General features: G+C 67.9%; 11 protein-coding genes. 8 read left to right on the top strand and 3 right to left on the bottom strand.

Features of this window, described 5'->3' with window-relative positions; genetic code table 11:
• Window positions 1-8 precede the first annotated feature (8 nt).
• Together pdeM and AC1RVY_RS12880 are read left to right on the top strand one after the other, a co-directional pair.
• Complete coding sequence (pdeM, locus tag AC1RVY_RS12885) at window positions 9-743, top strand: ligase-associated DNA damage response endonuclease PdeM (RefSeq protein ID WP_492806777.1); 735 nt, start codon at window positions 9-11, stop codon at window positions 741-743.
• 201 nt (window positions 744-944) lie between these two features.
• Window positions 945-3,182 carry an NADP-dependent isocitrate dehydrogenase gene (locus AC1RVY_RS12880; protein WP_218339255.1) on the top strand — a complete coding sequence of 746 codons (2,238 nt, stop codon included), beginning with the start codon at window positions 945-947 and terminating at the stop codon, window positions 3,180-3,182.
• A 158-nt stretch (window positions 3,183-3,340) separates the two neighbouring features.
• Here the strand turns inward: AC1RVY_RS12880 and AC1RVY_RS12875 are convergent, their stop codons facing one another.
• A complete protein-coding gene (locus AC1RVY_RS12875; RefSeq protein WP_492806776.1) occupies window positions 3,341-4,726 on the bottom strand; it encodes a hypothetical protein in 1,386 nt (461 codons plus the stop codon).
• Window positions 4,727-4,871: 145 nt separating this feature from the next.
• On the opposite strand from AC1RVY_RS12875, the gene AC1RVY_RS12870 reads away from it, so the two are divergent.
• Both AC1RVY_RS12870 and AC1RVY_RS12865 read left to right on the top strand, forming a co-directional pair.
• Entirely contained in the window at window positions 4,872-5,792 is a 921-nt protein-coding gene (locus tag AC1RVY_RS12870; protein WP_218339257.1) for a LysR family transcriptional regulator, read from the top strand.
• A gap of 272 nt (window positions 5,793-6,064) precedes the next feature.
• On the top strand, window positions 6,065-7,096 hold the full coding sequence (locus AC1RVY_RS12865; RefSeq protein ID WP_218296449.1) for an SEL1-like repeat protein: 1,032 nt from the start codon (window positions 6,065-6,067) through the stop codon (window positions 7,094-7,096).
• A gap of 177 nt (window positions 7,097-7,273) precedes the next feature.
• Here AC1RVY_RS12865 and ggt read toward each other — a convergent pair whose 3' ends face one another.
• Window positions 7,274-9,151, bottom strand: coding sequence for a gamma-glutamyltransferase (gene ggt / locus AC1RVY_RS12860; RefSeq protein ID WP_492806775.1), 1,878 nt, complete (start codon window positions 9,149-9,151; stop codon window positions 7,274-7,276).
• Window positions 9,152-9,332: 181 nt separating this feature from the next.
• Here ggt and AC1RVY_RS12855 point away from each other — a divergent pair, with 181 nt between their 5' ends.
• Both AC1RVY_RS12855 and AC1RVY_RS12850 read left to right on the top strand, forming a co-directional pair.
• The gene (locus AC1RVY_RS12855) at window positions 9,333-9,794 is read left to right on the top strand and encodes an Lrp/AsnC family transcriptional regulator (protein WP_218296717.1); all 462 of its coding nucleotides are present in this window, start codon (window positions 9,333-9,335) and stop codon (window positions 9,792-9,794) included.
• Window positions 9,795-9,957: 163 nt separating this feature from the next.
• Window positions 9,958-10,608 carry a TetR/AcrR family transcriptional regulator gene (locus AC1RVY_RS12850; protein WP_218339260.1) on the top strand — a complete coding sequence of 217 codons (651 nt, stop codon included), beginning with the start codon at window positions 9,958-9,960 and terminating at the stop codon, window positions 10,606-10,608.
• 28 nt (window positions 10,609-10,636) lie between these two features.
• On the opposite strand, the gene AC1RVY_RS12845 is transcribed toward AC1RVY_RS12850, so the two are convergent.
• The gene (locus AC1RVY_RS12845) at window positions 10,637-11,065 is read right to left on the bottom strand and encodes a GNAT family N-acetyltransferase (protein WP_218339261.1); all 429 of its coding nucleotides are present in this window, start codon (window positions 11,063-11,065) and stop codon (window positions 10,637-10,639) included.
• Between the two features lie 232 nt (window positions 11,066-11,297).
• On the opposite strand from AC1RVY_RS12845, the gene AC1RVY_RS12840 reads away from it, so the two are divergent.
• Window positions 11,298-12,290, top strand: a complete 993-nt coding sequence (locus AC1RVY_RS12840) for a tripartite tricarboxylate transporter substrate binding protein (RefSeq protein ID WP_218296445.1) — start codon at window positions 11,298-11,300, stop codon at window positions 12,288-12,290.
• 105 nt (window positions 12,291-12,395) lie between these two features.
• Entirely contained in the window at window positions 12,396-13,559 is a 1,164-nt protein-coding gene (locus tag AC1RVY_RS12835) for a Gfo/Idh/MocA family protein (RefSeq protein WP_492806774.1), read from the top strand.
• Window positions 13,560-13,600 lie beyond the last annotated feature (41 nt).

The following is a 13,600-nucleotide window of genomic DNA, read 5'->3' as shown; positions in this document are numbered from 1 at the left end:
GACCGACCTTGCCCGTGAACGCAGACCCTTCTTTCGCCCCTTCACCCACCGCACCTCCCCCAGGCGCCCAGGCCATCACCCTGCCCTGCGGCACTGCCCTGTGGCTGCTGCCCCAGCGCGCCGTGTGGTGGCCCGCCGCGCGCACGGCCTTCGTGGCCGACGTGCACTTCGGCAAGGCCGCCACCTTCCGCCGCGCGGGCCAGCCCGTGCCGCATGGCACCACGGCCGACAACCTGGCCCGGCTCGACGCGGTGCTGGCGGCCACGGGCGCCGGACACCTGGTCTTCCTGGGCGATTTTCTGCACGCGCGCAGCGGCGCCGGCGCGCCGCTGTGGAACCAGTTGCTGCCCTGGCGCGAGCGCCACGCCTGCATCCGCATGACCCTGGTGCGCGGCAACCACGACCTGCATGCGGGCGACCCACCCGCGCCGCTGGGCGTCGATGTGGCCGATGAGCCCTGGCGGCCCGTGGAGGGGGCCGGGCTGCTGGCTTGCCACCATCCGCAGGCGGGGCCGGGCGATACGGTGCTGGCAGGGCATTGGCACCCGGTGGCCACCTTGCAGGGTCCTGCGCGGGACACGGTCCGCCTGCCGTGCTTCGCGTGGCAGCCGGGGCTTCTGGTGCTGCCCGCGTTCGGGGCTTTCACGGGCATGTCCAGCCAGCCGGTGCCCCCGTCCGCGCGGCGGTTCGCGGTGGCTGGAGACCGGGTCCGCGAAGTGCCGCGCCGGCCGGCCAGCGCCTGAGCCCGCGTTTCAGGGGCGCCTCGGCCGGGCCCGCCATGAAAAAAAAGGCTTTACCCGTCGGTAAATTTTGCATTATGGGATTCGATTGCAAAAACAGGGGGCACGGAACGCCGCAAGGAAGGAGAATCAGAGAGCATCCGCGTTTGGCCCCGCTGCGACCCGGCCGGGGACATTTACATACTCTGTTTCGTGAGACAAGCCATGACGACCCAGCAACCGACCATCATCTACACCCTGACCGACGAAGCACCCCGTCTGGCCACGGCTTCCTTCCTGCCCATCATCCGCACCTTTGCGGCGCCTGCGGGCATCAACGTGACCGAGAGCGACATCTCCGTGGCCGCGCGCGTGCTGGGCGAGTTCCCCGAATCGCTGACCGCCGAACAGAAGGTGCCCAACACCCTGGCAGAGCTGGGCAAGAAGACCCTGCAGGCCGATGCCAACATCATCAAGCTGCCCAACATCAGCGCCTCGGTGGGCCAGTTGCAGGCCTGCATCAAGGAGCTGCAGGGCAAGGGCTATGCGATCCCTGACTACCCGGAAGATCCCAAGACCGAAGAAGAAAAGGCGATCCGCGCGCGGTATGCCCGCTGCATCGGCTCGGCCGTGAACCCCGTGCTGCGCGAAGGCAACTCCGACCGCCGCGCCCCCAAGGCCGTGAAGGAATACGCGCGCAAGAACCCGCACAGCATGGCCGACTGGAGCCAGGCCTCGCGTTCGCATGTGTCGCACATGCACGCCGGCGACTTCTACCATGGCGAAAAGTCCATGACGCTGGACCGCGCCCGCGACGTGAAGATGGAGCTGATCACCAAGAGCGGCAAGACCGTGGTGCTCAAACCCAAGGTCTCGCTGCTGGACCGCGAAATCATCGACAGCATGTTCATGAGCAAGAAGGCGCTGGTCGAGTTCTACGAAAAGGAAATCGAAGACGCGCGCAAGACCGGCGTGATGTTCTCGCTGCACGTGAAGGCCACGATGATGAAGGTGTCCCACCCCATCGTGTTCGGCCACTGCGTGAAGATCTTCTACAAGGACGCGTTCGCCAAGCACGGCAAGCTGTTCGAAGAGCTGGGCGTGAACGTGAACAACGGCATGGCCAACCTGTACGAAAAGGTCGCCACGCTGCCCACGGCCCAGCGAGAAGAAGTCCTGAAAGACCTTCACGCCTGCCACGAAGGCCGCCCCGAGCTGGCCATGGTCGATTCGGCCAAGGGCATCACCAATTTCCACTCGCCCAACGACATCATCGTGGACGCCTCCATGCCCGCGATGATTCGCAACGGCGGCAAGATGTGGGGCGCCGACGGCCGCCTGAAGGACGTGAAGGCCGTGATGCCCGAATCGACCTTTGCCCGCATCTACCAGGAGATCATCAACTTCTGCAAGTGGCACGGCGCGTTCGACCCCAAGACCATGGGCACGGTGCCCAACGTGGGCCTGATGGCCCAGCAGGCCGAAGAGTACGGCTCGCACGACAAGACATTTGAGATCACCGAAGACGGCGTGGCCAACATCACCGATCTGGCCACCGGCGAAGTGCTGCTCTCCCAGAACGTGGAAGCCGGCGACATCTGGCGCATGTGCCAGGTCAAGGACGCCGCGATCCGCGACTGGGTCAAGCTGGCCGTGAACCGCGCCCGCAACTCCGGCATGCCCGTGGTGTTCTGGCTCGACTCGTACCGCCCGCACGAAGCGCAGCTGATCACCAAGGTCAAGATGTACCTGCACGAGCACAACACGGCGGGCCTGGACATCCAGATCATGAGCCAGGTGCGTGCGATGCGCTACACGCTGGAGCGCGTGATCCGCGGCCAGGACACCATCAGCGCCACCGGCAACATCCTGCGCGACTACCTGACCGATCTGTTCCCCATCATGGAACTGGGCACCTCGGCCAAGATGCTGTCCATCGTGCCCCTGATGGCCGGTGGCGGCATGTATGAAACCGGCGCGGGCGGCTCGGCCCCCAAGCACGTGCAGCAGCTGGTGGAAGAAAACCACCTGCGCTGGGATTCGCTGGGCGAATTCCTGGCGCTGGCCGTGTCGCTGGAAGACCTGGGCCTGAAGACCGGCAACGCCAAGGCCAAGGTGCTGGCCAGGACGCTGGATGCCGCTACCGGCAAGCTCCTGGACAACAACAAGAACCCTTCGCCCAAGACCGGCCAGCTCGACAACCGTGGCAGCCAGTTCTACCTGGCCCTGTACTGGGCGCAGGAACTGGCCGCGCAGACCGACGATGCCGACCTGGCCAAGCTGTTCGCGCCGCTGGCCAAGCAACTGGCCGCCGACGAACAGACCATCGTGGCCGAGCTGGCCGCGGTGCAGGGTGCGCCCGCCGACATCGGCGGCTACTACCTGCCCGACACCGCCAAGCTGGACGCCGTGATGCGCCCCAGCAAGACGCTGAACGCGGCGCTGAAGACCGTGGCTGCGTAAACAACCAGCCAAGCCGCCCGCCCCCTAAAAAGGCCCCGCCCGTCGGGGCCTTTTTTCATTGCCCGGCCGCACCAGGATGACAAGACGGCCCGCAGCGGAGCCACCGTTCATGTCGCAGGCGGTGGAGACAAGTAAGTGGCGTGGCTACCGCCCCAGGATCAGGGCCGGTCGCGGTCGGCCACGCGGGTGTTCAGCGCCGCGGGCAGGTAAGCAGGCAGGAACGCACAGCCCTTGCCGAACTGCGCCTCGAAGGCCGGGCACTGCGCAGCGATGCCCTCGGGCGTGGGCTTCACGCCCTCGTCCACCCAGCGCAGCAGGGCGGTCATCAGCGCCGGGTAGGTGGGATCGCTCAGGTAGCTGTGGGTATTGTGCTGGGTGAAGGTCTGCACCAGGCGCGCCGCGCTGCCGCCCTGCTCCATGGTGGCCTTGAAAGCCGCATCCAGCTCGACAAAGGCCGTGGGGTCCTCCACGCCTTTCACGGTGAGCACGGGCACGGGAATGCGGCCACCGAGGTCCGTGTCCTGCGCAAACCGCGCCACGGCGGCCGGGTCCGCGCGGTAGCGCAGCACGGCGGCGTTCAGGGCCGCATCGTCGGGAGAGCCCTTGTACTGCACGCCCCGGTTGCCAAACGGGCTCGCGCCACCGGTGCGGTGCTGCACCACGTCGCGGTAGTGGAACGTGGCCCAGTTCATGTGGCCCTGGATGGAGCTGGCGGGGATGCGGATCACATCCACGATGGTCTTGACCTTGCGCTGCTGCTCGGGCGTGCGCTCTGCAGCGGGCCGGTTCAGCGCCAGGCATTCGTTCACGCGCGCCGCCAGATCCGCCTGCGTCATGGCCGCATCGCGCGGCAGGCCGATGTTGAGCGGGTACGCCGCCTCGGTGGGGCGGGGGTGGTTGTTGCACAGGTACTGGTAGACCACGCGCAGATCGGTGCGGAAGTCGTACGAGCGGGTGCCGCCCGCGAGCACGCCGCTGGTCAGCAGCACGGCATCGTAGGGGCGCTGGCCGCCGGCCGTGGCCTGGAACATCTCGGCCCCCTTGGCCGCCACGCTGGCGCCCCACGACTGGCCGTGCAGGATGGTGCGCTGCGGCCGGGCCACCTGCTGCACGAAGATCTTGCGCAGGCGCTCGGTATCTTCCGCCGCCGCGCGCACCTCCACGCCGCCCTGGCGGAAGGTGCTGCCCGCCCAGGCGTAGCCCGCACGGACCATGATGGACCAGCGCTCCAGGTCCTCCACCGCGCGCTCCATCCTGGGCGCACCCAGCGCCGGGCCGCCGTGGGCGTGCAGCACCAGGTGGCCGTTCCACTGCTGCGGCATGGCGATGAGGTAGTAAGCCCCTGCGGAATCCTGGCCCGACAGGCAGTGGGCAATGGGCGCCAGGTCCTTGGGGCAGGGCGTGGCGACGGGTGCGGCCTCCGCCACCGCCTGGGGTTGGGTGACAACCGGCGCGCAGCCAGCCAAAAAGACGGCGGCTGCCAGGGCGGCCGGTACGGCCACGGTCCGGCGTGGCCAGGCGCGAAGCGGCGGCAAAGCAGTCATGGGAAGGTCTCCGTTGAAATGATGGTGGCGGTGGGCAGCTGCTGCGCATCGTAGAAACGGGGCTCCGATACGTCAAATAGGCAAATCTCCAATCTCCGATACGATTTGCATATGAACCCGCTCCCTGAGCCATTGCACTGCTGACATGGACATCCGCCAGCTCCGCTACTTTCTCGCCGTGGCAGAAGCCGGGCACATGACCCGCGCCGCCGAGCAGCTGGGCATGGCCCAGCCACCGCTGAGCCAGCAGATCAAGGCGCTCGAAAGCACCGTGGGCATGGCCCTGTTCAAACGCCATGCCAAGGGCGTGGCACTGACCGAAGCGGGCCGCGCGCTGCAGGCCGACGCCACGCGCCTGGTGCACGACTTCGATGCGCTGCAAGGCCGCATGCAGTTGCTGGCCGAGGGCAAGACCGGGCGCTTGGCCATCGCCTTCACCAGCTCGGCGGCCGCGCACGAGTTCACGCCATTCGCCCTGCGCGAGTGCCGCGCGCGGCACCCCGGTCTGGTGCTGGAGATCGGCGAGAACAACGCCGCCGAGATCACCGAGGCCGTGGCCGGGGGCCGCCTGCATTGCGGCCTGCTGCGCGTGCCGGTGGCCCGCCCCGAGGGCCTGGCGTTCGACACCCTGCAGCACGAGCCCGCCATGGTGGCCCTGCCCATCGACCACCCGCTGGCGCTGCGCCAGCGGCGCGGCAAGCCGCTGGCCATCCGCATCGCGGACCTGGAGGGCGAGCCCATGATCCTGGTGCGCCGTCCTGGTGCCCCGGGCCTGTACGCCAACCTGCTGGCCCTGTGCGACGAGGAAGGCGTGCGCCCCCGGGTGGTGGCGGAAGTTGCGCGCATGCTGACCAACCTGAACCTCGTGGCGGCGGGCACCGGCATCTCGGTGGTGCCGTCGTCGATGGTGGGCGTGCACCGCCACGCGATCGCGTACCGCCCGCTGGTGGACGGCGGGCGGCTGGACGTGCCGCTCACCCTGGTGTACCGCTCGGCGGACAACATGGGGCCCACGGCCACCTTCACCGCGCTGCTCAACACGCTGGCGCGGCAGGGCACGCCCTGACGCCGGGGGGACCGGTAGGCCATGGCGATCTCGCGCTGCGGCGCCCACGTGTAACTGGCGGCAACAAACCCCACACGGCCGATGCGTGCGGGCACACTGGCGCCGCCGCCGCCGCCGGTGCCGCGCGCCGTCCCCGCCGTGCCCTGCCGCGCACCCCCGTGGCAAGTGGGCGGCGCCGAACGGCGGGCCCCTGCTTGTCCGCATCCGCGTTTTTCTGGCCGCCCCCAGGCCCATCGCCCCATTTACTTTTTATGCCACGTCTGACCCCCTCCTTGTCCTCCCTCGTGTCCGCCGCCTGCCTGGGTGCGCTGCTGTGCGCCGCAGGGCCCGCCGCGGCGGGCCCGAAAGAGGGAGTCCGCGCCTATGAGCGCGGGGAATACGCCACAGCCCTGAAGGAATTGCGTCCCGCCGCGCAGGCCGGCCATGCAGACGCCCAGTACCACCTCGGCCGCATGTACGACGCAGGCCGCGGCGTGGCGCTGAACGAAGCCACGGCGGTGGGCTGGTACCTCAAGGCCGCCCAGCAGGGCCACACGGATGCGATGTACGAGCTGGGCGTGTCCTACGACGAGGGGCTGGGCGTGCCGCAGGACCGGGTGCAGGCCGCCCAGTGGTACCGCAAGGCGGCGGACCTCGGCCACGCCCAGGCGCAATACAACCTGGCGGTGTCCTATGACAAGGCCGAGGGGGTGCCGCAGGACTTCCGCAAGGCGGTGGAGTGGTACCGCAAGGCGGCGGCCCAGGGCCACCTCGATGCGCAGTACAACCTGGGCATTTCGTACGACAAGGGCGAGGGGGTCGACAAAGACCCCCGGCAGGCCGTGCAGTGGTACCGCAAGGCCGCCGAGAAGGACCATCCCGAATCGCAGTTCCAGCTCGGCATGGCGTTCTACCACGGTGACGGGGTGGCCAAGGACCTGGCGCAGGCCGTGCACTGGTACCGGCGCGCGGCGGAGAACGACCTTGCATCCGCGCAGTACCACCTGGGGCTCGCCTACGACGCGGGCGAGGGCATCGCCCAGGACAAGAAGGAGGCCGTGCACTGGTACCGCCAGGCGGCCGGGCAGGACCATGCCAAGGCCCAGTTCAATCTGGCCGTGTCCTATGACGAAGGCGACGGCGTGGCACGGGACAAGAAGCAGGCCGTGCACTGGTACCAGCAGGCGGCCGGGCAGGGACATGCCAAGGCCCAGCGAAACCTGTCGCTGATGTACGCCCGCGGAGAAGGCGTGCCGCGCAACGCGGCCCTGGCGCGCGAATGGGCGCGCAAGGCGGCCGAGCCGCGCGACGGCACACCGGATTGATGCCCTGGCACGCGGTGCCGCCTGGAGCAGCCTCACCGGAGCAGCCCCAGGGTATGGCGGCGGCAGTTGCTATATTTTGAATAGCGAAAACCCACCATCCATCCTGCGCCAGGGGCATTTTCCCAAGGGACACCGCACTGCGGTGCCACCGTGGCGGCTCAGGCCGCCACGGTGTCCTCAGTTGTTGCCCTGGGCCGTGCCCTCACGGCGCGGGTCCGCGCCGCCCGCATACGTGCCCGCGCCGGGGTTGCGCGCCAGCAGGCCGGCATTGCCATTGGACCGCAGGCCGTTGAACACCGCGCCGTGCAGGCCGCTGGTGAAGGTGTCGGTCTGCGCCACGGTGTGGCCCCGCGCCTTGAGGCCGTCGCGGATGGCGGCCGTGTCGATGACCGAACCCTTTTCGATGGACGTGGTCGCGTTGGTCTGCGCGCCGAAGTTGGGCAGGTTGATCGCCTGCTGCACGTTCAGCCCCCAGTCCGTCATGCCCAGGATGCTCTTGGCGGTGTACTGGATGATGGCGCTGCCGCCGGGCGAGCCGATGGCGCCTTCCAGGTCTCCGGTGGCCGCGTTGAAGATGATCGTGGGCGCCATCGAGCTGCGCGGGCGCTTGCCGGGCTGAACGCTGTTGGCGATGGGCAAGCCTGCAGCGTCGGTGGCGGTGAACGAGAAGTCGGTGAGCTGGTTGTTCAGCAGGAAGCCGCGCACCATCTGCAGGCTGCCGAAGCCGTTCTCGATGGTGGTCGTCATGGACACCGCGTTGCCCGCGTTGTCGATGATGGACAGGTGGGTGGTCGATGGCAGGGCCAGCGAGTTGTCCTGCCCCTTGGCGCCGCTCACGCCCGGCGGTGTGCCCGCCACGGGGGTGCCGATGCTCTTGCTCAGGCTGATGAGCTTGGCGCGCTCGCGCAGGTAGTCGGCGTTGACCAGGCCGGCCTGCGGCACGTTCACGAAGTCAGGGTCGGCCACATACAGCGCGCGGTCGGCATAGGCCAGGCGGTAGGCCTCGGACACCACGTGCACCGCATCCAGCGTGTTGGGCTTCATGGCCGCCAGGTCGAAGCCCTGCAGCAGGCCCAGCGTCTGCAGCACGGCGATGCCGCCCGAGCTGGGCGCGGGCATGCCGCACACGCGGTACTGGGTGCGGTAGACGCCGCAGACGGGCTCGCGCACCTTGTGGGTGTAGCTGCTCAGATCGTCCAGCGACAGCTTGCCGGGGTTGGTGGGGTGGCCCGCCACCTTGGCCACGATGTCCTTGGCGATGTCGCCCTGGTAGAACGCGTTGGCGCCGCCCGCGGCAATGGCCCTGAGCGTGGCGGCCAGGTCGGGGTTCTTGAGCAGCGTGCCGGCCGCCTTGGCCGTGCCGTCGGCATTGAGGAAGTAGCTGGCGCCGGGCTCGCCCTGCGCCTTGATGCGCGCGGCCGAGCCGGCGATGGACACGCTCATGCGCTGCGAGATCGCAAAGCCGTTTTCACTGAGCTGGATCGCGGGCTCGAACAGGTCCTTCCAGGGCAGCTTGCCGTGCACCTTGTGCGCGGCTTCGAGCATGCGCAGCACACCGGGCGTGCCCACCGAGAGGCCGCCATCCACCGCCGCCAGAAACGCCAGCGGCTTGCCGTCCGCGCCGATGAAGAGATTGGGCGTGGCCGCCTTGGGCGCGGTTTCGCGGCCGTCATAGGCGAGCAGCTTGTTGGCACCCTTGTCGAAGTGCAGCATGAACGCGCCCCCGCCGATGCCCGACGACTGCGGCTCCACCAGGTTCAGCACCATCTGCACGGCGATCGCCGCGTCCAGCGCCGTGCCGCCCTTGGCCAGGATGTCGACCCCGGCCTTGGTGGCCAGCGGGTTAGCGGTGGACACCATGTCCTTGTTGGCGTAGCTGATGGCCTTGGGCGTGTAGCCCGAGGGCGGCTCCGGCGGCACGTACTGCTCGACGGGCTCGGGGTTGGCCACCGGCGTGCCGGGGCCGTCATTGCCGCCGCAGGCGGCCAGCAGGGCCAGCGCGGCGATGCCCAGGCCCCAGCGGGTGGGTTGGCGTCGAAAGACAGAAGCCGTCATGGTGAAAGGTCCTTGGAAAGGGAGGGTGGTGAAACCGCCGCCCTGTGGGGCACGGCGGACGGCCCGAGCGCCGGGAACGCCCATCAAGTATGTGACGACTTGATGAAAATCATTTTGCTTTTATGCCCCATTTCACGCCAAATGCGAGAAACAGATTTCCTTATTTGCCGTGAAACAGAATCTGGATTCCATCGACCGCCAATTGCTTGCCCTGCTGCAGCACGACGCCGAGACGCCGCTGGCCGAGCTGGCCGATGCCGTGCACCTGTCCAACACGCCCTGCTGGCGGCGCATCCAGTGGCTGCGCGAGAAGGGGTTCATCACACGCCACGTGGCGCTGGTGGACCCGCGCAAGGTCAATGTGGGCGTGACCGTGTTCGTGGCCATCAAGACCAACCAGCACCACCAGCAGTGGTTCGAGACCCTGCGCGACGTGGTGATGGGCATTCCCGAGATCGTGGAGTTCTACCGCATGAGCGGCGACGTGGACTACCTGCTGCGCGTGGTGGTGCCCGACATCCGCGCCTACGATGCGGTCTACAGGCGGCTGACGCAGGCCGTGGCGCTGTCGGACGTGAGCTCGAGCTTCGCGATGGAAGAAATCAAGTTCACCACCGCGCTGCCGCTGGACTACGCGCAATGACGCACTGCCGGGCAAGGGGCAGCACGGCGTCCGGCCGGCAGGCCGGCTGCGCGGCACAATCCAGTCCGCGCCACCTGATGCCGCCACACCCGCATCGCCGCCCCTGGCCCCCTGAATCCAGCATGCACTGGATTTTGTTAACCAAATAGTGAACTATTCGGGCATGACCAAAGACACCGAGACCCCCGCCAAGGAGCGCCAGCGGGATGCCGACCGCTCCCAGGGCGTGATCTTCAGCGCCGCGCGCGACGAGTTCGCCGAACACGGCCTGGGCGGCGCGCGCATGGACCGCATCGCCGAGCGGGCGGGCCTGAACAAGCGGCTGATCTACTACTACTTCGAGGACAAGGAAAAGCTCTTCCAGGCCGTGCTGGAGCAGGCCTACCTGCACATCCGCGAGGAAGAGCGCAAGCTCAACCTGCTGGACCTCCCGCCCGCGACCGCCATCCGGCGGCTGGTGGAGTTCACCTGGACCTACTACCTGGAGAACCCCCAGTTCCTCACGCTGCTCAACAGCGCCAACCTGCACAGGGCGCGCCATCTGCAGGAGTCGCAGCGCGCGCGCGAGATGAACTCGCCGTTGATCGCCACGCTGGGCGAGGTGCTGGAGCGTGGGCGGCGCGAGGGCAGCTTCCGCGGCGGGGTGGATCCGCTGCAGCTGTACGTGTCCATCGCCGGGCTGTCGTACTTCTACCTGTCGAACAACCACACGCTGTCGGCGATCTTCGGGCGCGACCTCATGGCCCCGAAGGCGCGCAGCGAGCGGCTTTCGCACATGTGCGATGTGATCCTCGGGTACGTGCTGCTCGGCTGAGCCCGACGGCCCGGTCCCCAAGCTTCGTCTACAGCCCGCCTTCGCGGTCATGACCCGGGGGCGGCGGCCGCTTGAACATCACGGTGACCTGCGCCTGGGGCTCCCGGTAGCCACACGCTGAAAAGAAGTGCCTTGCCCCGCCCATCGCCTTCACGTAGATGGGCACGCCAGGGAACTCCAGCTCGATCCGCTGCATGAGCGCCCGTCCGATGCCCCTGCCCTGTACGGCGGGGTGGACCACCAGTTCACCCAGCATGGTAGAGAACGCCCCGTCGCTGAAGGCGGAGACGTAGCCGACCACCGCGCCGTCGTCCATCCGTGCATGGGCCACCAGGGGGTACGCGCGGCAGGAGCGAAGGAACAAGGCTTCGTCGTGCTCGCCCCAGCCCACCGCCGCCATCAGCGCAGAAAACTCCCGCCACGTCACGGTCTTGTCGGTCGAAATTTGATAGCCCATGGCCTGACTCTACGGGACCAGCCGGGCACCTCGCGGCACGCCTGGCCGCGCGGCGGTTGGCTCCTCCACGGCGACAGGCCCCGGGCCGCGCGCATCCCACGGATGCGGGTAAACCCCTAATTTCAACGTGCGGAACCGCGTTGACGTGCAGGGCGCGTTCCTGAAAAATGCACTCTATTCACCATTCAGTGAATTAAAGAGCAAGTCCAAGCCTGCCCACGGAGACAAATCCATGCCCATCACCCGCACCACCCGCCGCGCTGCGGCCACCGCCCTGGCGGCGGCCGCGCTCACCACCCTGTCCTTCGGCGCCCTGGCGCAAGGCGGCTACCCGACCAAGCCGATCCGCGTGATCGTGCCGTTTGCGGCGGGCAGCACCACCGACATCATTGCGCGCGCCATTGCCGACAAGATGGGCCAGAGCATGGGACAGACGCTGGTGGTGGACAACCGGGGCGGTGCCAGCGGCACCATCGGCCAGCAGGCCGTGGCCACGGCCGCGCCGGACGGCTACACGGTGATGATCCATTCGTCGTCGCACACGGTGAGCCCCTCGACGTTTGCCAAGCTGCCGTTCGACACCGTGGGCGACTTCGCGGGCGTGACGCCGATCTCCTCGCTGCCCAACGCGCTTGTGATCTCGCCCGCCAAGGGCATCAAGACGCTGCAGGACCTGGTCGCCACGGCCAAGGCCAAACCCGGCACGGTGAACTTCGCCTCGGCCGGCCAGGGCAGCGCCACGCACCTGAACGCCGAGAAGTTCAAGCTGGCTGCGAAGATCGACGCGCAGAACATCCCCTTCAAGGGCTCGGCCGAGGCCGTGACCGAGGTGCTGTCGGGGCGTGTGGACTATTACTTCTCGCCCATCGCCCCCGTCATCGGCCAGATCAAGGATGGCCAGCTGCTCGCACTGGCCGTAGGCTCGCCCAAGCGCGCCGCCGCCCTGCCCGACGTGCCCACCACCGCCGAAGCCGGCGTGCCGGGCTCGGAATTCAACTTCTGGATCGGGATGATGGTGCCGGCCAAGACGCCGCGCGACATCGTCAACCGCCTGCACGACGAGGTGGTGAAGGCGCTGGCCACGCCCGAGGTGAAGGAGCGCTTCCTGAAGCTCGGCGCCGATGCCTGGACGCTCAAGCCCGAGCAGTTCGACGCCTACATCAAGGACGAGATCAAGAGCAACGCCACGCTGGTCAAGGCCGCCGGACTCTCGCCCACACAGTAATTCCCTTCGCGCCGCACCGCACCGCCAGCCCCTGCCGTGGGGGTGGCCAGGCCGCGCCTTTGCCCAATTTTTTTCAACCTTGAACTGAACGAAAGCACCACCGCCATGGCAACCCAACGACTCGGACTCATCATGCACGGCGTCACCGGCCGCATGGGCATGAACCAGCACTTGATCCGCTCCATCTGCGCCATCCGCGCGCAGGGCGGTGTGGTGCTCTCCAATGGCAACCGCGTGATGCCCGACCCCATCCTCATCGGCCGCAATGCCGAGAAGATGGAGGCCCTAGCCAAGGCCCACGGCATTGCACGCTGGGGCACGGACCTGGATGCCGCCCTGGCCAACCCCGAGGACACCGTGTTCTTCGACGCCGGCACCACGCAGATGCGCCCCACCCTGCTGGCCAAGGCGATCCGCGCGGGCAAGCACGTGTACTGCGAAAAGCCCATCGCCACCAACCTGAACGAAGCGGTGGAGATCGCTCGCCTGGCCTCGGGCTCGGGCCTCAAGCACGGTGCCGTGCAGGACAAGCTCTTCCTGCCCGGCCTGCGCAAGCTCGACATGCTGCGCCGCGCGGGCTTCTTCGGCCGCATGCTGAGCGTGCGCCTGGAGTTCGGCTACTGGGTCTTCGAAGGCGACCTGCAGCCCATCCAGCGCCCGAGCTGGAACTATCGCAGCGAAGACGGCGGCGGCATGATCCTGGACATGATGTGCCACTGGCGCTACGTGCTGGACAACCTGTTCGGCGAGGTGAAGTCGGTGTCTTGCATCGGCGCCACGCACATCCCCACCCGCTGGGACGAAGCCGGCCAACCGTACAAGGCCACGGCCGACGACGCGGCCTACGCCACCTGCGAGCTCAAGGGCCACAACGGCGAAGACGTGATCGCGCAACTCAACATGAGCTGGGCCACGCGCGTGCGGCGCGACGACCTGGTGACCTTCCATGTGGACGGCACCGACGGCTCGGCCGTCGCGGGCCTCTCCAGCTGCCGCGCGCAAAGCCGCGTGGCCACGCCCCGCCCGGTGTGGAACCCCGACGAGAAGCAGACCATGAACTTCTTCGACCAGTGGCAGGAGATCCCGGACTCGCAGGTCTACGACAACGGCTTCAAGATCCAGTGGGAGCACTTCATCCGCCACGTGGTGGAAGACGCGCCGTACCGCTGGACCCTGCCTGAAGGCGCCAAGGGCGTGCAGCTGGTCGAAGCCGCGCTGGAAAGCTGGAAGGAACGCCGCTGGGTCGATGTGGCCCCCCTGCAAGCTTAACCACCGATTACTGTTTTGATAGCTGCTAGCGCTTGCTGGAT

The organism is Acidovorax sp. GW821-FHT11A03, from assembly GCF_058809075.1.
The sequence above is the reverse complement of the archived record's forward strand: the minus strand, read 5'-3'. Positions and strand labels throughout refer to the sequence as shown.